The following is a 22,653-nucleotide window of genomic DNA, read 5'->3' on the forward strand; positions in this document are numbered from 1 at the left end:
GTCGGAGCATTTTTCTGTGCTGACAAAACTGTTTGAGCATAGCGAGTTTTTTGTCAGTGCAGGAAAATGTCGTAGACTAGCCATAGGTTATTGCGTAGCAATCTTGCCATAATTTTAATTATCAGGATAAACCTTTATTGCAAGATAAGGTTTTGCGGCAATGAGCAATCCTACAAAAATAAAAAAGAAAAAACATAGTAATATGAAAAATATCTATTAATCAAAATATAAAAATAATTTAGTTGAATGATTATAAATTAGTTATTAAACAACCTTATTATAAAAATTTATTTTTATTTTTAAATGAAATTTAGTATTAAATAAAAATATATTTCAATAACAAATATTTCTTCTATAATTTTTAAATTTTTTTATTTTTTATACACTTCAATAATTTTATTAATAATTTCAGTTGTGGAAATATTATCCACGAAGGATAAAATCTTTACTTCTCCGCCATTTTTTTCAACAACTTTTGTTTCTGGCAAGTCTTCTTTTTTGTAATCTCCGCCTTTTACGTGAATATCTGGCTTTAAAATATCCAGCAGTTTTTCTGGTGTTTTTTCATTAAAAATTACTGTATAGTCTACAAATTTTGTACCCAAAAGTACAAAAGCTCTATTTGTTTCACTATTTATCGGTCTTTTATCTCCTTTGTTCACTTTAACTGAAGCATCGCTATTTACACCGACAACCAAAATATCGCCTAAATTTCTGGCTTCCTCCAGATAAGTCAAATGCCCAACATGTAAAATATCAAAAACTCCATTAGTAAAAACTACCTTTTTTCCAGCCTTCTGCAATCTCACTATTTCATCTCTCGTTTCATCAACAGTCAGCAAATTATCTTTAAAACTTTTTTCCAATTTTCTCTCCAATATATTTATCTATTCTATTTATAATTATAATGTTTTTAATTCATAATTTACTCAATCCCTAAGTTTATTTAATTTTAAAAAGGTTCGAGCATACATCAAATTATACCACATTTTTTCCAAAAAAAGAAAATTTTTCTATTTTTTTTCAACTTTTATTTTTTCAAATTTCAACAATTGTATTTTATTATTTTTTGGATATTTCAATTAATAAATGTTTTTTCTGTTTTATTTTCGTAGGATTGTTCATTGTCGCAAAACCTTATCTTGCAGTAAAGGTTTGTATCCTTTATTAAAAAAGTTTGTAATATACTCAAACCTATTTTAAATTAAACTGCTAAAATTATATAAATTTATGGTTTGAGTAAAATAGTCATAGCTTTTGAGTTTAATTTTAAATAAGTTTTACTATAATTTCGTTATTTAAATGAACTTTAGTATACGCATATTCTCACAATTTTTTTATCAAAAAAGAAAAAGAAGCATAAGCTTACTGCTTTTACTTCTCTTAAATTTTAAAATTTTATTATTAGTACCTCTTTATCGAAATATTTTTATAAAACATTTTTGAGTTTTATTACAAGTATAACCTATATTCTCATAAAATTTATGTGCTTCTGAACGATGAGAAGCCGAATTTAATCTAATGAAATTAATATTATTGTTTAAAGCATACTCTTCAACAAAAACCATCAGTTTTTTTCCTATACCCTTGCCTTGAAAATTGGAACTTACTGCTAATCCTAATATATTTAATCCAATATCACTGTATAAACTTTCATACATCTCTGCATGAACAAAACCAACAACCTTACTTGTTTTTTTATCTTCATATACTGCGATAATATGATGTTCATAATCAATAGATAATTTTTCAATTTGCGTCTTGACAGTCTTAATACCAACATTATATCCTAACTCATCTTTACAAATTTCTTGTATATCCTTCGCATCTAGTATATTAATCTCTCTTATCACACTTTTACCTCTATAACTTCTAATTTTTCATATTTACTTTTTTCTATAATAAATACTTCAACTTTAGTATCATTTTATATACATTTATTTAGAGAAATCCGTTATCAGCATTTTCACTTCAATTTTATCTTCAAGCTCCACATCCATAATGTATCCCCATAGTATATTTGTTTGGTCTGCTCCAAATTTTTCATTTATAATCATAGTTATTTCCTGTAAATCCGTTAATCCAATGTCTGGTCCTGCTGTAATGCTTAACAGTATCTTTCTCGCTTTTGGAATATTTTTTGTAAAAGGGCTGTTTGTTATTTGTTCTGTAGCAAGTTTTACCTTATCCTGACCTTCACCTTTACCAAATGCTGTTATGCCTTCCCCTGAATTTCTTAGCATTATTTTTACATCATCAAAATCAAGATTCACTATCCCTTGTTTTTTTATTAGATTTGTTATAAATTCTATATTTTTTATAAAAATTTTATCTCTTTTTTCAAATAATTTATCAAAAGTTGCACTAGAATCTGCTTTCATTAATTTTTTAAGAGGCAAAACTATAACAGTATCAGAAACTTCTTCTAATTTCTTGATTTCTTCAGCTTCTCCATTTGAATTAATTGATGTAGCAACTACAATCACTGTCAATATTCCCATTGTTTTTGCAACTTCTGAAACAATGCAGGCTATTTCGTTATTCTTCTTTTCCGACATTTCTGTCAAAATAAATACTAAATCTGTATTTTTGAATGTACTCTGCACTTTTTCACTTAAATCTTCAGAAGCCAATATTTTTGATCCTACATTCAGTTTATCCAAATTCCCTTGATTTGCATCAATTCCCACAAATTCAACTTCCGCAATCTCTTTTTTCATCATCTTATTCAAGACATCATTTCCCACCGTACCAATTCCAATAACTTTTATTCCAACACCGTCCATATTTTTCTCCTTTATATATAAAGTTTTCTTTTTCCAGATTTTAACATATTTTTACCAAATACATTCTATATATATTTCTACAGAGAATTCCTCCCACCTACCCATCTATGAAAAAGATATATTTTATTTAAGGGATGGAATGGAGGATGGACGTAAAAAAATAAAATCATATAAATCTTGTTTAGAAGAATTAAGAGAAAGTACAGGATATAACGAACACATGAAGCTAGGTAATAAGATTGTTGCTAAAACCTTTGATGAAATAATAAAAGTTTTAGCTGATGTTATGGTATTGAATGCAGAAGATACAGTCACAATAAATCAAACAAAATTACCAGCATATGTTGTTCAAGAGAGATTTAGAGAATTAGATTCTTTGCATATGGAGTATCTTGTAAATGCTTTATCAGAGAACGAATCGAAAATAAGAAATGTAAGAGCTTTTATTTTAACGGCAGCATATAATGCGCCAAGCAATATGGATGCCTATTATACAGCACTTGTTAGTTATGATATGAGGGTAGGAGGTTACTGATGATAAATGAAGAAATTTCTAATAGAGTAGTTAACATTGAAGTTAATGTATTAAAGGCAACTTATCAAGAAATCTTAAGCCAAGTAAAGAAGTTACAACAGAGATCAAAACAACATGGTGGCTTAGATAAACTTATCAAGGCGGAGGGAAATGAAGTAAAACTCAAAGATATGGTTAAGAAAGGTCAGCTTGAAGAAATCAATGTTAAAGATGGTGAATTAAAAGAACTAAAAAAAGAATTGAATAAACATGGTGTTAAATTCTCAGTGATGCAAGATAAGGAAACAGGTACACATGCTGTATTCTTCCAAGCAAAAGATACAAAAGTTATGAATAAAGCTTTTCAAAATGTGCTTTCAAATATTGAAAAGAAAGAGAAAAATAAGGAGTCAATTCATAAAAACATAGAGAAATTTAAAGAGATGGCTAAGAATACTATTTCTAGAGATAAAGTCAAGAATAAACAAAAGGAGCAGGGCCTATGATAGATAAGATACTAAAGGACATCAAATGCTTATTTAAGGTGCAAGATAAGGCAAAGTTTTTCAAGCAGAACATTCCCTATCTTGCATTTTTCTATGTTGGTAATATTTTTTCTCACCATGTAAGAGCATATACTGGTGGCGATGTGATAGACAAAATCTTTCAGGGAATATTAGAGCTTAACACCATGAGCTTTATTCCGAGTATTCATCCAACTGATATTTTAATGGGCGTGGGAGTAGCTGCTTTAATTAAGTTTGTTGTCTATACCAAAGGTAAAAATGCAAAAAAGTTTAGGCAAGGTAAAGAGTATGGATCAGCAAGATGGGGAACGACAAAAGATATTTAGAGTGGTTTATAATAAAGTAATGAATGGACATATTCCCAAATACGAGGCTTCCTTAAAATATTAAATTTTATCCATACTGACCACTCAAGCCATGTGGAGACGGTAGTATTATTGTCAAGAAAATAGAATAACAAGCTATAAAACTGTCGAAATAGGTGGCTTTTAGGATTTTAAAAGAAATCAGTTCTATAATAAATTAAAAATCGTGTTGGTAGAAAAATCGTCTACTTCTACCAACATGATTTTACAAAGAGCCAGTACTTACATCTCTTTTTCTCCTGTAAAACTATTGTATCTTGATACTTTAAGGAGTTTCAATCATTCGATCTGTTAACCGTTATTTTTTGGATCTAAACTTAATAACATAGCATTAATGGCGACGATGACTGTTGACACAGACATTAGGATTGCTCCTAATGCAGGGCTTAATGTGATACCAATAGGAGCTAAAATTCCTGCAGCTAGAGGGATAGCTATAAAGTTATAACCAGCTCCCCAAAATAGGTTTTGTTTCATTTTACGAGTTGTTTTGTGTGCTAATTCAATGAATGATTCAATATCTCCTGGATCGGATTGAGTCAATATGACATCAGCTGAATCCAACGCAACTTGAGTTCCAGCACCTATAGCTATACCAACATCTGCTAAGGCAAGAGAAGGAGCATCATTTACACCATCACCTACCATGATAACTTTCTTTCCTTCATCTTTAAGTGTTTTAACTAACTCATATTTGTCTTGTGGAGATTGATTTGATCTATATTCAATCCCTAAATCTACTGCCGCGCCTTGAGCCGCTTTTTCATTATCACCTGTTGCCATAATTGGTCGAATATTGTTCTTTTTAAGAGCTTTAATTAACTCTTTACTCGTTGGTTTTAATTCGTCCCCTAAAGCTACAGCACCAATGGCATCATCGTTTTCTACTAAGACACTAAGAGTTGCTCCTTTTGGAGTATCCATATCAAGATTACGTCCATAGGCTTTTTGACTGATTAATTGGTAACGGTGCCCACCTGCTTTACCCTCTACTCCAGAACCGGAAATCACATCAATCGAATCAAAAGATGCTGGACGTATATTTTGCTGCTCGGCGAAACTTATAATTGATTGAGCAATTGGGTGGCTAGATCCTCCTTCAATACCTGCCAATAAGGCAATGATTTCCTCTTTTGTATATTTGTCATTAAGAAGTTTTACATCTAATACTTTAAATTCACCAGTTGTTAAAGTACCCGTTTTATCTAAAATCATCACATCTGCATCTTGAGCTATTTCTAAGGCTTGGCGGTCTTTTACTAGTAAGCCACGGCTAGCTCCTAAGCTTGTGCTACGGGCGGTTACCAATGGAATAGCCAGACCCAATGCGTGCGGACAAGCAATAACTAATGTAGTAATAGTAAATATAACTGCCGTTGGGATATCTCCAATAATCATCCACACTACAAAAGCAATTAGCGCGACAATAACAGCAATATAGAAGAGCCACCCTGCAACCTTTTGCGCAATACTTTCTGCCCTGGAAGGCTGACTTTGAGCTTGGCTAATTAAAGTCTGTACTTGAGAGATAAAGGATTGATCACCTGTCTCAAGCACTTTAATATAAAGTACCCCTTCTCCATTTGTTGAGCCCCCTATTACTTCATCGCCAGGGCCTTTTTTAACTGCTTTTGATTCTCCAGTCAAAAGAGCTTCATTTAAACGTGATTCGCCACGCTCGATAATCCCGTCTGCTGGCACATTTTCTCCGGCTTGAACACGAATTAAATCACCTACCTTTAAGTCAGCAACTGGTCGTGTTTCAATTGAATCGTCTTCTAATACAACGTGAGCATCTTTCGGCACTAACTTAGCCAATTCTGCTTGTGCGTCTCCTGCTTCTCCAATAGCTTTCATCTCAATCCAGTGACCTAATAGCATGATTAATAGTAATGAAGCAAATTCAAAGAAAAAGTCCATCACGTGTTCACCCGTTACGTAGGTAATGATCACAGCATAAATACTGTATAAATATGAAACACTTAAACCTAAAGAAACGAGTGCCATCATTCCAGGTTTTTTTTGTTTAAATTCGTCAACTGCACCTTGATAGAATGGACGTCCACCATAAATAATTAATATAGTAGATAAAATAGCTACTACAATATCAGAATATGGAAAAGTAAACTGGAATGGTAGTTCAAATCCATGCAAAGGGACTAAGAGCATAATAATGATTCCTAGTGGCAATGACTTTAAGAAAAGTTCCTTAAAGCTTCCGTGATGATGGTGGGCATGCCCACTGTGCCCGCTATGATCATGCCCAGCATGATGTTCTTGATTTTTATCCTTATGGTCTCCATGTTCATCTGTGATTCCATGCTCGTGTTTTAACTTATCCATGTCGTCATAATCATGGTGATTATGAGACGAATATCTGTTGTCATTATTCATTTTAAATTCCTCCTTATACTTAATGATGATGTAAATGACATTCGCATTGTCCTTCTGGACAATTGCAATCCACTTCTTCTAATGCGAAAGATTTTTTCATCTCTAATATTTTTTCTAGTCGATCTATATCATCGAAGCTTAAAACATGATCTTCAATGATGCTTCCTATTACATTTCCGACTTTCTTATTGCAAATACGGTTAAAAATATCTTCTACATAATCCCTTACAGCTTCTTTCTCTTCAATATTGGCAGTGTAAATAAACTTTCTACCTTCTTGCTCTGTATTTAGTACGCCTTTTTCAACTAATCGACCTAAGATCGTTTTGATAGTGGATTGTGTTCAATCCATTTTTTCTTTCAATACGGAAATGATTTTTTTACTAGTTACTCGATCATTTGCCCAAACTACACGCATGACTTCCCATTCTGCATCTGTAATATGAGTATTAAATTCTATTGTACTCATTCTCCTTTCCCCTAATTGTCTACAGATGTAAACGAACATGCTCAAAATAAGTATACCATTGTAAACGAATTGTGTCAAGTCTTTTTAATAAATGTAAGCAACGCTTATAGCTTTTTATCTCTCCACTTCTTTTCCATAATAATTTTCATAGTTTTTCCTATATTGAACAAGGTTAGAAAATTGTTCTTTATTTAAAGGGGCTGTCTCAAAATGGTTAAAATTTTGAGTTCAGCTTCTATTTTTTTGTTCAAATTAAAAGCTCTCTAAATTTTTTACAGTTATCTGATTAGAATTTTTTCTAATCAAAGAAAAATTGCACTAAAAAATTAGAGAACCTTATCTTTCTTAAAACTTAGTTAATAGCTAATTTATGAAGTTTCATGCCTTCACGTCCTTGAACTTTTTTATGAACATATTTTCTTAAATTATATCCAATAGCAAATAGTAAAACTTCAACTTTAGTTTTAGATCTTTCACGGTATTTAAAACGTTTAAAGTTCATGTTCTGTTTTAACACTCCAAATGCCCCTTCAACCTGAATACTCCTATTCACTCTAAGCATTATTCCTTTTTCTGTTGCTATATTTTCCTGTGACTGTTTTCTAAATCTTAAAAAATTATCTGCTACATAAAGTTTTTTGTTATGAGATGTACTTTTACATTTTACTGCAAAAGGGCATCCTTCACAGTTATTGCATTCATATACTTTCTTTTCTGATATATATCCACTTCTATTTTTTTGTTTTGACGTATACTTAAACTCAAGTTTTTGATTATTTGCACACGTATATGTATCCGTTTCTTCATTAAATGACATGTTTTCCACCTTAGAAATATCATGTTTAAATTTTCGGGTTTTCTGCTTTTCATAATTTTGTGGCTTTATATATGGAGTATAATTATTATTAAAAAGATATTCATAGTTTTCTTCACTTTCATATCCTGCATCTGCAACAATATTTCTAAATTTTAAGTTTTTACTTTCCAATACTGATAAAAATGGAATAAGTGTTCTTACATCTGTAGGATTAGGAAACAAATCCAGGCCCACAATATATTCAGAATTTACGCCTATCTGTAAATTATATGCCGGTTTCAGCTGACCATTTTTCATGTAGTCTTCCTTCATTCTCATAAACGTTGCATCCTTATCTGTTTTAGAGTAACTGTTTCTATTACCACAAATTTTAAGATGCATACTATACTCATTTTCCTTTGCTATGTAGGAAGTTACAGTTTCGTAATCTCTCTGCTGTTGAGTTTTACGGACTCCCTTTCCATAAACAAATTCAATATTCTTATCTAAGATTTCTTTTTCCAGATGTTTTTCTATTTCATAGATATCGTTAAATTCAGTACTGTTATTTTCATTAAATGAATGCCAGAAATCATTTACCTTAATTTTTAATTTTTCATAAAATTTGTTAACTGCCTTCTTCCATACAAATGTATATCTATTTGCATTGGCTTCAATTTTCGTACCGTCAATAAATACATTTTCCAAATCAATTTCATTTAATTCGATTAATTTATTTATCAGCTGATAGAACAGATCTTCAATTTCTATTTTACAGCTGGAAATAAATCTGGCAACTGTGTTATGATCAGGGGCAGAGCTTCTCCTTAAGATCCACATGTAATTAATATTTTCCCTACAATTTTTCTCAATAGCTCTAGTAGTACTGACACTGTCAAACATGGCATATGCAATGATAAAAAACATTTTATCAGCTTCAATTTTATGCTTACGGCCTTTATTTTTAGAGTATGCTTGCATTAAATATCTATAGTCTAATCCCTCCAATAATTTGCTAATTACTCTAACAGGCGATGATTCAGAGATATTCACTCCAATATCCATAGGCAAAAACAATTGATAATTTGGAAAAAATGTAGTAGAATTAGTTGAATGGTTATTGTTTTTTGTCATAATTCAATTATACCATTTTGCCGAGATTTTATCTCGGTTTTTTCTTTTTTCAGAAAAAAAGAAGCTGAACTCAAAATTTTAACCATTTTGAGACAGCCCTTTGCATTTAAAGTTGCTTCATTTTAAGGTAGTGGAACACCTGTTTTTAAACTTTTTCTTTCAATGTAATTATATCATATCTAATTAATTAGTCAATTTTTTTCTTTTTTTATTTATAAATTTTTAAATTATTTTTATTAATTGCGAAAATCTGTTGCAATCAAATATACTTTTACACAGCTCCCTTTTTGTTCAAAATCTTCAGAATTTTCAAATTCAGTTTCTTCAAAGACTGTTCCCCATGCGAGAAATAAATCTGGATTTTCGGTACTTGTGGCTACTGCTGTGGCAATTTGGCTAATTTCTTCAAGCCGTATGTCATTTCCTGAGGTTATGTTCATTAGTATTTTTCCTGCACCTTTTATTGAACGTTCTAAAAGTGGGGTATTTAATGCCTGTTCTACCGCCTTCTTTGCTCTGTCCTCTCCATCTGCTTTTCCAAAACCTAATACTGTTTTGCCTGAATTTTGCAATATAGATTTAATGTCTGCAAAGTCCAAATTTACAATCCCCTGTTTTTTTATTAAGTCCAATATTCCCTTTACAATTGTTACAAAGGCTTTTTCTCCTTTTTCATAGATATTTGCAATTGGAAGATTTACGTATAAATCATTTAATCTTTGATATGGAATGACTATTATAGTATCCGCGAAATGTTTTAATCTTTCCTTTCCCTTTTTAGCAAGTTTTATCTTATTCCGGTTTTCAAAATCAAAAGGCTTTGACACTATTGCAACAGTTAGTATATTCATAGATTTTGCAATTTCTGCCACAGCTGGTGAAAGCAGAGTTCCTGTTTTTTCTCCCATTTCAGCTATTATAAACACCATATCTGCATTTTGAAATTCTTTTTCTGTTTGTTTTCTTAAATCCTCCATTGCTTCAAATGAAGTTATTGATGACACAAATATTTTTTTCGGAGCTTTTGAACTATCTAAATTCAACTTTTCCGTGTCTATCGCTATAAAGTCAGCTTTTACAATGTTATTTAATATCATTTTATTTATTACATTACTTCCTGTTTTTCCCAAAGCCACTATTTTTACTTTTACACCATTTAATGTGTTTTTCATATCAGTCCCCCGACCTCTGTGTTCCTACAAGTGATGTTACCCACTATTTTTCCTCCTAGATAATCTATATTTCAAGACACTATTTATTAATATTTTTCTTTAATCTGTTTATTAATCACAGTTCTTTAATATATCACAAGACCCTTTATTTTTTATTTTAAAAATATTGATTTTATATTTTAACTTAACACTTTTTTAAAATTATATCAAATTTGATTATTAAATAAACAAATATTATAAAATTATAGAAAAATATTACTATATTTCATTTTTTTTTATCAATTTTTGGGCTATACTATTCTTGTAGATACAAAAAATATTTAAATATAAATCGGGAGGCGGTTTTATGAAATCGAGAAGTCTACTATTATTTTTAATACTATCTTTAGCTTTATTTTCAGTAGTATTGTCAAATAAAAATAAAAATCGTAAAAACAGAAATGAAAATAAAACAAAAAAAGAAAATATGATTCAGGCAGGAAACGAAAACATCAGGGAAATCTATCTTGCTGGTGGCTGTTTCTGGGGACTTGAGGCATATATGGAAAGAATTGACGGGGTAAAGGATGCTACAGTTGGCTATGCGAATGGGAAAACTGAAAAAACGAGTTACAACATTGTCGCATCAACGGATCACGCAGAAACAGTTCACGTAAAATATGACGCAAACAAAATTTCTTTGAGCAAACTGCTTAAATATTATTTTCAAGTTGTAGATCCTACTAGCATTAATCAGCAGGGAAATGATAGAGGCAGACAATACAGAACAGGGATTTATTATACTAATCCTAAAGATAAAGAAATTATTTTACAGGAAATTGAAGAAGAGCAGAAAAAATATACAGATAAAATTCAAGTTGAAGTTCAGCCTTTGAAAAATTATATTCTCGCAGAAGAATACCATCAGGACTATTTAAGAAAAAATCCTAACGGATATTGCCACATTGATATTACTAAAGCAGATGAAGTTATCATTGATCCAAAAGATTATCCAAAACCAGGTGATGAAGAATTGAAAAAACGGCTTACTCCACTTCAATACAGCGTTACACAGAAAAAAAATACTGAACATTCTTTTTCAAATGAGTACTGGGACAATCATGAAGCTGGAATTTATGTGGATATAACGACAGGAGAGCCATTATTTTCTTCAAAGGATAAATATGATTCTGGCTGTGGCTGGCCAAGTTTTACAAAACCTATTTCAAAAGATGTCGTAACTTATGCAAATGATACAAGTTTTAATATGGTAAGGACAGAAGTGCTTAGTCGAAGTGGAAAAGCCCACTTGGGACACGTTTTTGATGATGGACCTAAAGACAAAGGCGGGCTTCGTTATTGCATAAACAGTGCTTCAATTAAATTTATCCCATTAAAAGATATGGAAAAAGAGCATTACGGATATTTAATAAAATTAGTTCAATAAAATGAACAAGATAGGAGATAACTTATGTTTAATCAGCCATTACTGGTAGGAAGCGTATTTTTAGGAGGGGTAGCAAGTTTTCTATCTCCATGCATTCTTCCAATCGTTCCTGTATATTTGGGAATTTTAAGCAAAGGAAAAAAAACTGTACTTAATACCTTTTTATTTATTTTAGGACTTTCACTTACTTTTGTAAGCATTGGCTTTAGTTTTAGTTTCCTTACGGGAATTTTCTTTAATGACACTATTAAAGTTTTGGCAGGAATAATTGTAATAATACTGGGATTACATCAGACAGGCATCTTAAAATTTAACTTTTTAGAAAAAAATAAATCTGTAAATTTGGATTTAATTGGGAAAAATTCTTCATTACAGGCTTTTTTGCTAGGACTGACATTTAGTCTAGGATGGACTCCATGTGTAGGCCCTATTCTTGCCTCAGTACTTACTCTTGCAGGAGAAAAAGGATCTGCAGTCTATGGAGGGTTAATGATGTTTATATACGTCTTAGGACTTGCCACTCCATTTGTTCTATTTTCCTTTTTCTCTCAGGAATTGCTAAAAAAAGTACGAGCTTTAAATCAATACACAAACTATTTTAAAATCTTTGGAGGATTTCTAATTATATTTATGGGAGTTTTGCTAATAATGAATAAGTTTTAATAATTTTATTTTTTAAAAATTATAATTTTTTAAATTTTATAAAACAATTAGTAATCAAAATAATTTAAAAAAATAATTACAAAAAATATTTTAAATTTGATATAATACAGAAAGGAAGTAATTTTTATGAAAAAATTAATTGTAGCAATTGCAACTTTATTAAGTTTTGGAGCGATTTCATTCGGAAATACACTGCAGGGAGTTCAGTTAAAGGACATTAATAATAAACCTGTTTCCCTTAACAAGTACAAAGGGAAAAAAATATATATTAAAATGTGGGCTTCATGGTGTCCTATCTGTCTTTCAGGATTAAGCGAAATTAATTCTTTAAGTGCAGATAAAAGTAAAAATTTTACAGTTATAACAATTGCTTCTCCAGGACAAAAAGGAGAAAAACCTACAGCCAAATTTATTCAGTGGTATAAAGGGCTTAATTACAAAAATACTACTGTATTGCTGGATGAAAAGGGGGAAGTGCTAAAAAGGGCAAAAGTTTTGGGATATCCTTCAAACATTATACTGGATGGGAACTTGAATATTGTTAAAACTTTGCCGGGACATCTGACAGCCGCACAAATCAAAGGAGCTGTTAAATAAGTGTATAGTATTTTAATAATTGATGATGAACCGATTATAAGAAGAGGTATTAAAACCTTTATTGATTTTGAAAAATATAAGATAAGTGATGTTTATGAGGCAGAAGATGGTAATTCTGCCTTTAAGACTTTTTCTGAAGTCTTGCCTGACCTTGTCTTGCTGGATATAAATATTCCCTTTAAAAATGGGCTAACTCTTGCCGAGGAGATGAAAGAGCTGAAAAGTGATGTTAAAATAGCCATTATTTCTGGATACGACTATTTTGAATATGCTCAAAAGGCTTTAAAAATCGGAGTTGAAGACTATATTTTAAAACCTGTTTCAAAGACAGATATAAATGAGATAATTTCAAAACTTATCTATAAGCTGGAAGAAGATAAAAAATATAACGAAGCAAGAAAAATTATTAACAAAATTAGCCAAGCTGAGAAATCTGATAAAAATATTTCTCATAGCAAGTATAAAGATATTTTAACAAAAAAAATTGAAGAAAAATACAGTGATGTTTCCTTTAACTTAAATTCTCTGGCGGACGAAATGAATTTGTCTTCTGGATATTTGAGTTCACTTTTTAAAAATTTGTTTGGTATTCCTTTTCAGGACTATTTGAATAATATGCGGATGGAAAAGGCAAAGCTGCTGCTTTTGACAACAGATCTGAAAAATTATCAAATTGGGGAGCTTGTAGGAATGGAAAACTTTAATTATTTCAATTCAAAATTTAAAAAAACTTTTGGAATGACGCCGAAAGAATTTAAGAAAAGTGTGCTGAAGAAACTATGAAATTAAAAAGAACTATGAAAAACTCGATGCTGCTTCAGCTGTTTTTTTATTATATTATTGGAAATCTTCTGTTTGTACTTTTTTTAAGCAGTATTTTTTACTATACTTCAAAATACATCATAATGAACAAGGAAATTGAGTATACTAACGAAAATGTTATAAGCACATCCCGTTATATTACACTCTATGCAGATAAATTGAAAAATATAATTAATCTCTTGTCTGTTGATGCCGATGTTAGAAATTTTTTAATATCAGGAAATGAAGATTCAAAAAAGAGCATTGAAAAAATGATTTATTCTATTCTTGATAGTAATAAAGGAATTAAAAATATTACTGTAATCGGGAAAAATGGTAACATTGTATCCAGTGACAAAAATAATGATATGAAAATATCAGAAAATATGATGAAGGAAAAATGGTATGTCGATGCTATAAATAATTCAGACATGCCAGTTTTTAATCCCAGCAGAAAAAATTCCACCTCCTCTATGAATTCAACTCTCTGGTTTCTTTCAATCAGTCGGGACATAAAAAATTCAAAGGGAGAAAATCTTGGTGTTATTGTTTTTGACATTAAATATGAAATTCTTGAAAGATATTTAAATTCCATTTCTTTTGGAAAACAAATCGACAATATTATAGTAGACAAAAACAACAATATTATTTACTACAAAGATGTGAAATGCTTTGCTGATAAAAAGTGCCTTGCAAAGTTTTCAGAAAAGAATAAAAATAAAGATACATATTTATATGAAACACAGATTGAAAATACAAACTGGAATTTAAGAAGCCTTGCAAACACAAATGACTTAGTTACCTTAAAGAAAAATTTTTCCCACATAGTTATCATTATTTTCCTAGTTTCATTAGCTTTTTCTTCCATTATTACATTTATCGTAATAACAAAGATTCTAAAGCCTTTAATAAAACTGGAAAATCATATGCAAAACTTTGAAAATAATCTACGGGAATTTCATTTAAGTGAAAAAACAGGCTATGAAATTCAGAACCTTGTAGAACATTTTAATGTAATGGTTGAAAAAATAAAATATTTGCGGGAATATGAAATAAAGGCTCTTCACAGCCAGATTAATCCACATTTTCTGTATAACACGCTAGATACTATCATTTGGATGGCAGAATTTGAAGACAATGAAAAAGTAATCAGCATTACAAAATCACTTGCAAACTATTTTAGGCTCTCCCTTAGCAACGGACACGAAAAAATACCGTTAAAAGATGAAATTATGCACACTAAAGAATATTTATTCATACAAAAGCAAAGATACGAAGACAAACTTTCCTATTTTTTCAACATAGAAGATGAAAGCCTTCTTTCCATCGAAGTTCCAAAAATCATAATCCAGCCAATTGTAGAAAACTCCATCTATCATGGAATAAAAAACCTTTCTGGAAACGGAATCATCACAATAGACGTTTACAGAGAAAACAGCACTGTCAATATCTCAGTCAAAGACAACGGAATAGGCTTCGAAAAAGCCAAACAGTTCAAAAAAAGCAAAACTGGCGGTGTAGGAACCCAAAATGTCGATAAAAGAATAAAATTCTATTATGGCAAAAATTATGGCGTATTTATAAATAAAGACAACAAAACCAAAGGAGCAGAAGTAATTATAAAAATTCCTTTTAAATCAAGTTTATAATGTATTCTCCTACTAAACTTCATTTAAAAAATAACAATAAAATTGTATAATGGAGATGATAAATATGAAGAAGTCGTTTTTGATTGTAATTTGCTCTAACTACAATAAGTTGCTAACTTTTTAGTCCTTCAAGATGGGCAGAACATGAGAAAGATAGAGCAAGAAGCGGAAGAAGGTGTTATAGAAATATCTTTTTGTGAAGATGGAAATGGAAATAGTTATTAATAAATCATTATGTGAAGAAGTGGAATTTTTGAGATTCTGCTTCTTTTTGCTTTGGAAGAAGAAAAATTATTATTATACTAAACTTCGTTTAAATAAGAAATTTATTACAAACTTTTCCAATATAATAATAAAAACCTAGTATTTCAAAATAATTAAAATATAATTTTTTCTTTTAATAAACCGACGGAGCTTTTATTTGTTCAGCTACGACTGTTTGACGACTGCAAGGAGGAGTTTCGGAGGTAGACAAATAAAAGTCGGAGTCTAGCCATAGGTGTTGCGTAGCAATCTTGCCATACATTTTAATTCTCAGGATAAACTTTTACTGCAAGATAAGGATTTGCGGCAATGAGCAATCCTACAAAAATAAAAAAGAAAAAACATAGTAATATGGAAAAATATTTATTAATCAAAAAATACCCTAATTGTTTTAATTAGAGCATTTTCCTAAAAAATCCATTTTACTATTTTGTTCCAAATATTCTATCTCCTGCATCTCCCAATCCTGGATAGATATACGCATTTTCATTAAGTCCATCATCAATTGCCGCAATGTATAAGTCAACATCGGGATGTTTTTCAGTAAATTTCTTTATTCCTTCAGGAGCACCAATGATACAAAGCACAGTTATATTTTTTACGCCTTTTTCTTTCAAATAATCAAGTGTGTAAATCATTGAACCACCTGTTGCAAGCATTGGATCTACTACGAAAACTTGGCTCTCGACAACGTTTGTGGGCATTTTTGCGTAATAGTAGACTGGCTCTAAGGTTTCTTCGTTTCTGTAAACTCCCAGATGACCTACTTTTGCATTTGGAAGAAGCTGCAATATTCCATCTATCATTCCAAGTCCTGCTCTTAGGATGGGAACTAATGTTATTGGTTTATCCAGAACTTTTGTAGTGGTTTTCTGAATAGGAGTTTCTGTTTCAATCTCCTTGAGCGGCAAATGTTTTGTTGCTTCATAAACCATAAGTCCCGCTATTTCGTTTAAGCTTTCCCTAAAAAGTTTAGTATCTGTATGTTTATTTCTCAAATTTGAAAGTTTATGTTCAATTAGTGGATGTTTCAATTCAAAAACTGCCATTAATAATCACTCCGTTCTTTTTTATACTCAAACTATTTTTTTTAAATTCATATTTTTTACAAAATAATATCGTCTACTGGTAAAAGTGCCGCTCCCATTGAAATTGACTTTCCTAAATCGATTTTCATAATTTTAATAAGCCGCATAATTTCATTTGCCTGCTCATCTTCCAGATATGTTACAAGAACGCTGTCAGTCCCTGGCCAGACGTGGCTGTTAAAATGTTTTAATGTTTTGCTCCAACGGCTGTAAACTTGTGGAATTATTGTATATTGCTCAATTCCATATTCACGCATTTCCTCTTTTATTTTATCCATAAAGTAAGAATCAAAATATATTTCTACCCTCTTCAAGAAAACACCTCCTTTTCTTTAAAGTTTATTATTATTTATTTTGCGATCTTTCAGCCATTTTTTTAGCTTTTCTTGCTTCTTCTTTTGCTTTTTGTTTTTTTTCTTTTCTTTCCTCAACTATGGAATAAGCCACGGGTATAAAGAATAATGTCAGCAATGTACAGAATGAAAGTCCAAACATTACTGCTACCGCCATTCCTTGATAATAACCCGAACTTCCCTTGCTTGAAAATACCATTGGAATCCATCCAAGCACCGTTGTAAGCGTTGTCATAAGTATCGGACGAAGCCGTGAACCTGCCGCTTCCACAAGGGCCTCACGAATTTCCATCCCTTTTTGTCGCAAACTTGATACAAAATCCAGTAATACAATCGCATTATTAACCGCCATACCAAACAGCATTAGAATACCAATCATAACAAACATGCTCAGCTGTATTCTTGTTACAGCCAGTCCAAACATTACTCCAATCATCGACAACGGCAATGCCAACATCATTATTAGCGGTAAAACAAATGATTCCAGCTGTATTGCCAAGACAACATAAATAAGTGCTACCGAAAGGATAAGGGCATTCATAATTTCTCCACCCATTTCCTGCTGACTTTGGGCATTTCCTGCTGGAGCTATTTTATATCCTGATGCAGGATTTGTCTTTTTAAATGATTCATTTACAAATTTTGCCGCATCATTCAGACCTTTTGATTTATCAAGATTTGCTCCTACTGTTACAATTTGAGCACCATTGTAAGTTTCTATTGAAGCCGCACCTTCCACCTGTTTCATTGTGGCGATGTCTCCTAATCTTACAAATTGTCCTCCATTTGTTTTTATCATTATATTCAGTATTTTGTCAAGTGAATTTTTATACTGCTCTTCAAATTCCATATAAACTTTTAATGTTTCTGTATTTTCAGTAATTTCTATCGGATCTACTCCTAAGACAGTTTGATTTAGCATTCTAGTTATATCTGTAACACTTAGCCCATAACTTTCAGCCTTTACTCTGTTTACTTCAAGTTGTGCCTGAGGGTATCCACCTTCTGATGATGATTTTACATCTTTAAACCATGTCTGTTGTTTCATATCTGCCATAATCGCATTGGCAATTCTGTTGATTTCTTCAGCATTATCCCCTTCCACTTGGAATGAATAATCTTTTGAAACAGAACGTCCTCCAGCTTTTGACGGAGAAACAGCAATTGTAACATTTGGAATATCGCTCATTTTTTGACGCATTCTTTCCATAGCCTTCATGGTGTCTTTTTTTACATCGACATTGACTATTGCCGCCTGAGCATTTACTATAGTAGTATAATTTTTTGTAGCAGGATCTTCTTTTACAATCTGTTCCATCTGCTTAGAAATTTCGTGTGCCACTTCTACATCTAGTCCTGTAGACAGCTGTGCAACTACCGAATACTCATCGTTGTCAATTGTTGGGAAAAATCCTGTTTTTACAGTTTTTCCAAGTCCAAAAACAACTACAAAAAATAGTACAATTACTCCGATTATAACTGCTTTTCTATATTCCAAAGCCTGCTTTACAAGCTCTTTATATTTATCTCTAAACGCATTAAATCTATGTGCTTTCCCTGCCGCTCCTGATATTTTTTCAATATTTAAGAAAAGGCTTGATGCCATTGGAATAAACAGCATTGCTACAACAATCGAAGTTGACAGCGCGAACATCATTGAGAGCGAAATTCCTGCAAACACTTCCTTTGCAAAACCTGGAAATAATACAATTGGCAAGAATACGCAAACTGATGTTGCCGTTGAAGCGATCATTGGAACTATTACTTCATTTGTTCCACGTACCGCCGCAACAAGTGCTGGCTCTTTATTAATCTGAATATGATCAAATATGTTATCTAGCGTAACAACCGCATTATCAACCAGCGATCCTATCGCAAGTGCAAGACCCATAAGTGAAATTAAGTTTAGTGAGATTCCTTGTGTATTTAAAAGGAAGAAAGTAAAGGCAGCAGATATTGGAATTGACATTCCAACCACAAGCGAGGCTCTTAAATCCTTTAGAAACACCAATAAGACAATTACTGTTATTACTAATGCCTGTAAACCATTATTTGTTACATTGGAAATCGCATCTTTTACCCTTATACTGTTATCAACTATTATTTCATACTTTGAACCCGATGGAAATAACGGTTTCATATTTTCCAATTCTTTTTTTGCAATATTTGCAATTTCAACTAGATTTCCATCTTTACTTTTTTGAATTACAACAGAAACCATATCTTGCCCATCATATTTAGAATAAGAAGTTTTATCTTTTGTTCCATATTCAACATTTGCAACATCGCTTAATCTTATTGTCTGATTATTATTGTTTGAAATAATAATATTCTGTATTTGATCCAGCTGCTTTAATTCACCATCAACCCTTAAGATAAATTCTTTTGATCCGTCTTTTACTGTTCCTCCTGGTACAATTGTATGAGCCGCCTTAATTTTAGAATATATTTCACTTGGAGATAAATTGTATGCCTGCAATCTATATGGATCTAGCCTTACCTTTATCTGTCTTGTAGCATTACCAAATACTGATATGTTTCCAACTCCTCTGTTTCTTTTAAGCCTTGGTTCTAGTGTTTCCTCTATAAATGAAGTAATTATCGCCTGATCTGCTCCTCTTATCGCAATCATCATCGCCATATCCGAATTTCCACCAGAAGTATTTAATTTTGAAACTACTGGATCATTGGCATCAGAGGGCAAATCCTGTTTTATTTTATCAATTTCAGATTGAATCTGTACTTGCTTTATATCCGTATCTGTACCAAAGTTAAATTCTATCATTACACTTGAACTTCCATAAGTTGAACTTGTAGAAATATTTTTAATACCGTCAACATTAAGTGCCGCATCTTCTATCTTTTTTGAAATCTGAGTCTTAACATCCTCAGAAGCTGCTCCAGTCCACGTTGTATTAACAGCTACCAGCGGAAAATTAAAATCTGGTATCAATTCCTGCTTCATTGACCGCATTGCTACAACACCTGAAAAGACCATAAATACTAATATCATTGTTGTAGAAACAACTCTTTTCGTTGCAAAATCTGCTATTGTCATTTTTTTCTCCTTAATTTTATTTTTGCTTCTGTTTTTATAAATACAGTCAAACAAATCTAGAAAAATTAAACTTTCAAAATCTGTCTGACTGATTATAAAAAATATTAATTTCGTCATCAATAGTAAAAATTATTGCACTTTTCTAACTGCTTCATTAGATTGCACAACATTTTGTCCGTCTACTATTAATTCTACTCCACTTGTTAATCCATTTCCTGTAACTGCTGCATAATCCTGATTTTGATTTGTAATTTTTATAGGAATAGCAATAGCCTTACCATTTTGAACTATATAAACAACTTGCTCTACCCCTCTTACAACAATGGCTTTTTTAGGGATAATTATTCCGTTTTCAGCACCAGTATCTATACTTGCTGTTCCATACATTCCACTTTTTAGCCTTCTATCTGGATTAGGAATTTTAATTTTTACAGTAAATTGTCTTGTTGCACTGCTTGCTGCGGCAGAGACTTCATAAACTGTTCCTACCAGTTCTTCCCCTTGAAGTTCGTCAACTTTTACTTTTGCCTGTGTCCCTACATGGATTTTATTTATTACTTCTGGTGAAACTCCCACTTCCAGTTGCATTTCCGATTCATTTACTACAGTAAATAAAGCACTTCCTGCTGAAGTTTGCTGATGAAGTTCCAAATTCATATTTGAAATTGTTCCTGTTGTATTTGTTTTTATTACGGATTTTCTATTTGTGTCATTTGCTGTATCCAATTCTGCCCGTGCTGATGTCAAGCTGTTTCTTGAAGCATTTAAATTCGCTCTTGCTGAATCATAATTAGTTTTTGCGCTTAAATACTCTGTTTCAGTTACTAGCCTTTTGTTATAAAGCATACTGTACTTCTCATAATTAATTCTTGCTTCTTCCAATGCCGCTGCGGCTGAATTGATATTTGACGAAGCTGTATTCACGTTTGAAGCTGCACTTCTTACATTTGATCTTGCTGCCTGATTGTCAATTGACACTATTACCTGACCAGCATTTACACTATCCCCATTTTTTGCATTTATGACAACTATCTCTCCTGATGAAGTCGCTGTATACGGTACTTCCTCAATTCCCTTCAAAGTACCGCTTGCTGTATATCCTAAAGAAATTGAGTTTTGTCCAATAACTTGCACTTTTACAGGTCTTGCATTGACAACTTCTGCTTTTTTCTTTTTCCCGCAAGATATAGTAAACATAGTAAGTATCGCTAGTCCTATTATAATTTTTTTATTATATAATTTCATTTTTTATATTTCCTCCTGTTTTCAAATGTATTTTGTAATATTCTAGATATTCACTTAAATTAATCTAAAAATGCTCCGTATTGTGACACAAGATAATAATACTTAAGTTTTGAAGTCGCATAATTTACACGGCTTTGTCTCAATTTTGCCTCTGCATCAAGTAAATTATTCATTGTTATTAAGTTATAGCTATATCTTTCCTTTTCCAGTTCATAAGTTTCTTCTGCACTTTCCACAGCCACCTTCAATGCTTCCAAACTTTTTTCAAGCGCTTGCAGCTGATAATATGTTTTTCTCATATTTGCCCTTACCTGATCCAATGTTTGTTCAGATTTTACTTCCGCAATTTCCTCTGTTTTTTTAGCATATTTTACATCTTCTTTTCTTTTCCCCCAGTCAAATATATCCCAGCTAAAAGTTACTCCTGCAGCCGATGAAAAATCTCTAACTCTAAATACGTCCTTTAATCTGTTTGCAGAATTTAATGATCCATAATTTATAGTTCCATTAATTGTCGGATAAAAACTAGATTTTTCTAATTTTGTATTTTTTCTGCTTATATCAATTTGTTTTTGTGCAATTTTATATTCTGTATTCTGTGTTGTCAATTTCTCCATATCCTTTTTCAAATCAATGTTTTTTGTAAAATTATCTTCCACTCCAAAAGGTACAATTTCAATATTGCTTGGATTTGATATTCCTATCAATATTCCCAATGATTCCTTCGCAATTTCAATATTTCCCTGCTGCTGGACAATCTGAGCTTCCATATCTTTCACACTTCTTTCAGCTTCCCTGTATTCAGGCTTTGTGACCATTCTCAAGTTATACTTTTCAGTTTGAATCTTATAATTTTCATCCAAAGCTTCCTTAGACTTTTGCAGTACTCCAAGAGTGCTTATTGCCTCGTACACATCTATATATGCCTGCACCGTACTTAAAACTGTCTCTTTTTTTGTCTTTTCGAGCTTTAGTTCTGCTAGTTTCAGGTTATCTTTACTTATCTCATTTCCCATCTTTAATTTCCCGCCAGTAAAAAGTGGTTGAGAAAGAGACAGATACTGCTGATATGACTCTCCTGTTCTTTTCAATATTACATCCTTAAAATGAGTATTTGCTGAAGCATTGTAGCTTACTTTGAAAAATCTCTGTTTCCAACTTTTATTCACATCAATCTGCTCCCTATCAACTTCCATCATCCCAATCTTTATATCCTTGTTATTTTTTACCGCCATTTCTGCCGCTTCCTGAATTGTTATTTTTTGTGCAAAATTTGGAATTGACATCAATAGGAGCAGTACAGTTACTACTACTTTGTTTCCATTTTTTTTCATTTTCTGTTTTTCCTCCCT

Annotated in this window: 17 protein-coding genes and 3 pseudogenes; 8 read left to right on the forward strand and 12 right to left on the reverse strand. The window is 31.6% G+C overall.

Annotated elements, in window-relative coordinates; translation table 11 throughout:
* Nucleotides 1-371: 371 nt before the first annotated feature.
* The 3 genes from rfaE2 to AB8B23_RS10480 all read right to left on the reverse strand — a co-directional run bounded on the left by rfaE2 (nucleotide 372) and on the right by AB8B23_RS10480 (nucleotide 2,786).
* Complete coding sequence (rfaE2, locus tag AB8B23_RS10470; RefSeq protein ID WP_369713937.1) at nucleotides 372-842, reverse strand: D-glycero-beta-D-manno-heptose 1-phosphate adenylyltransferase; 471 nt, start codon at nucleotides 840-842, stop codon at nucleotides 372-374.
* A gap of 573 nt (nucleotides 843-1,415) precedes the next feature.
* Nucleotides 1,416-1,853 (reverse strand): GNAT family N-acetyltransferase, encoded by a 438-nt coding sequence (locus AB8B23_RS10475; protein WP_369712692.1) that lies wholly within the window; start codon nucleotides 1,851-1,853, stop codon nucleotides 1,416-1,418.
* 84 nt (nucleotides 1,854-1,937) lie between these two features.
* Complete coding sequence (locus AB8B23_RS10480; protein ID WP_369712693.1) at nucleotides 1,938-2,786, reverse strand: cell division protein FtsZ; 849 nt, start codon at nucleotides 2,784-2,786, stop codon at nucleotides 1,938-1,940.
* Between the two features lie 70 nt (nucleotides 2,787-2,856).
* On the opposite strand from AB8B23_RS10480, the pseudogene AB8B23_RS10485 reads away from it, so the two are divergent.
* The 3 genes and pseudogenes from AB8B23_RS10485 to AB8B23_RS10495 form a co-directional block, all read left to right on the forward strand.
* A pseudogene (locus AB8B23_RS10485) lies at nucleotides 2,857-3,321 on the forward strand (DUF6017 domain-containing protein); the annotation flags it as partial.
* Nucleotides 3,321-3,806, forward strand: coding sequence for a PcfB family protein (locus tag AB8B23_RS10490; RefSeq protein WP_018451024.1), 486 nt, complete (start codon nucleotides 3,321-3,323; stop codon nucleotides 3,804-3,806). The pseudogene AB8B23_RS10485 and the gene AB8B23_RS10490, both read left to right, overlap by 1 nt.
* Nucleotides 3,803-4,150 (forward strand): annotated as a pseudogene (locus AB8B23_RS10495) (type IV secretory system conjugative DNA transfer family protein); the annotation flags it as partial. The gene AB8B23_RS10490 and the pseudogene AB8B23_RS10495, both read left to right, overlap by 4 nt.
* Nucleotides 4,151-4,483: 333 nt before the next feature.
* Here the strand turns inward: AB8B23_RS10495 and AB8B23_RS10500 are convergent.
* The 4 genes and pseudogenes from AB8B23_RS10500 to AB8B23_RS10515 all read right to left on the reverse strand — a co-directional run bounded on the left by AB8B23_RS10500 (nucleotide 4,484) and on the right by AB8B23_RS10515 (nucleotide 10,157).
* A complete protein-coding gene (locus tag AB8B23_RS10500) occupies nucleotides 4,484-6,586 on the reverse strand; it encodes a heavy metal translocating P-type ATPase (RefSeq protein WP_018451026.1) in 2,103 nt (700 codons plus the stop codon).
* Between the two features lie 19 nt (nucleotides 6,587-6,605).
* Nucleotides 6,606-7,055 (reverse strand): annotated as a pseudogene (locus AB8B23_RS10505) (CopY/TcrY family copper transport repressor).
* 352 nt (nucleotides 7,056-7,407) lie between these two features.
* Entirely contained in the window at nucleotides 7,408-8,985 is a 1,578-nt protein-coding gene (locus AB8B23_RS10510) for an IS1182 family transposase (RefSeq protein ID WP_369712694.1), read from the reverse strand.
* Nucleotides 8,986-9,221: 236 nt separating this feature from the next.
* Nucleotides 9,222-10,157: a cell division protein FtsZ gene (locus AB8B23_RS10515; protein ID WP_369712695.1), complete on the reverse strand. Its 936-nt coding sequence runs from the start codon at nucleotides 10,155-10,157 to the stop codon at nucleotides 9,222-9,224.
* A gap of 346 nt (nucleotides 10,158-10,503) precedes the next feature.
* Here AB8B23_RS10515 and msrB point away from each other — a divergent pair, with 346 nt between their 5' ends.
* From msrB to AB8B23_RS10540, 5 genes are all read left to right on the forward strand, one after another.
* A complete protein-coding gene (msrB, locus tag AB8B23_RS10520) occupies nucleotides 10,504-11,583 on the forward strand; it encodes a peptide-methionine (R)-S-oxide reductase MsrB (protein WP_369712696.1) in 1,080 nt (359 codons plus the stop codon).
* 24 nt (nucleotides 11,584-11,607) lie between these two features.
* Nucleotides 11,608-12,246 carry a cytochrome c biogenesis protein CcdA gene (locus tag AB8B23_RS10525; RefSeq protein WP_369712697.1) on the forward strand — a complete coding sequence of 213 codons (639 nt, stop codon included), beginning with the start codon at nucleotides 11,608-11,610 and terminating at the stop codon, nucleotides 12,244-12,246.
* Nucleotides 12,247-12,372: 126 nt separating this feature from the next.
* Nucleotides 12,373-12,843, forward strand: coding sequence for a redoxin family protein (locus AB8B23_RS10530; RefSeq protein WP_369712698.1), 471 nt, complete (start codon nucleotides 12,373-12,375; stop codon nucleotides 12,841-12,843).
* Entirely contained in the window at nucleotides 12,844-13,626 is a 783-nt protein-coding gene (locus AB8B23_RS10535) for a response regulator transcription factor (protein WP_369712699.1), read from the forward strand.
* On the forward strand, nucleotides 13,623-15,293 hold the full coding sequence (locus AB8B23_RS10540; RefSeq protein ID WP_369712700.1) for a sensor histidine kinase: 1,671 nt from the start codon (nucleotides 13,623-13,625) through the stop codon (nucleotides 15,291-15,293). Before AB8B23_RS10535 ends, AB8B23_RS10540 begins: the two co-directional genes overlap by 4 nt.
* Nucleotides 15,294-15,982: 689 nt before the next feature.
* On the opposite strand, the gene upp is transcribed toward AB8B23_RS10540, so the two are convergent.
* The 5 genes from upp to AB8B23_RS10565 all read right to left on the reverse strand — a co-directional run bounded on the left by upp (nucleotide 15,983) and on the right by AB8B23_RS10565 (nucleotide 22,635).
* On the reverse strand, nucleotides 15,983-16,606 hold the full coding sequence (gene upp, locus AB8B23_RS10545; RefSeq protein WP_060918116.1) for a uracil phosphoribosyltransferase: 624 nt from the start codon (nucleotides 16,604-16,606) through the stop codon (nucleotides 15,983-15,985).
* A gap of 56 nt (nucleotides 16,607-16,662) precedes the next feature.
* Complete coding sequence (locus AB8B23_RS10550) at nucleotides 16,663-16,959, reverse strand: PG0541 family transporter-associated protein (RefSeq protein ID WP_039888995.1); 297 nt, start codon at nucleotides 16,957-16,959, stop codon at nucleotides 16,663-16,665.
* Nucleotides 16,960-16,990: 31 nt separating this feature from the next.
* Nucleotides 16,991-20,056: an efflux RND transporter permease subunit gene (locus AB8B23_RS10555; RefSeq protein WP_369712701.1), complete on the reverse strand. Its 3,066-nt coding sequence runs from the start codon at nucleotides 20,054-20,056 to the stop codon at nucleotides 16,991-16,993.
* Between the two features lie 129 nt (nucleotides 20,057-20,185).
* Complete coding sequence (locus AB8B23_RS10560) at nucleotides 20,186-21,301, reverse strand: efflux RND transporter periplasmic adaptor subunit (RefSeq protein WP_369712702.1); 1,116 nt, start codon at nucleotides 21,299-21,301, stop codon at nucleotides 20,186-20,188.
* Nucleotides 21,302-21,360: 59 nt separating this feature from the next.
* A complete protein-coding gene (locus AB8B23_RS10565) occupies nucleotides 21,361-22,635 on the reverse strand; it encodes a TolC family protein (RefSeq protein ID WP_369712703.1) in 1,275 nt (424 codons plus the stop codon).
* Between the last annotated feature and the right edge of the window lie 18 nt (nucleotides 22,636-22,653).

Origin of the sequence: Leptotrichia sp. HSP-342, assembly GCF_041199995.1 — a bacterium.
Classification (GTDB): domain Bacteria; phylum Fusobacteriota; class Fusobacteriia; order Fusobacteriales; family Leptotrichiaceae; genus Leptotrichia; species Leptotrichia mesophila.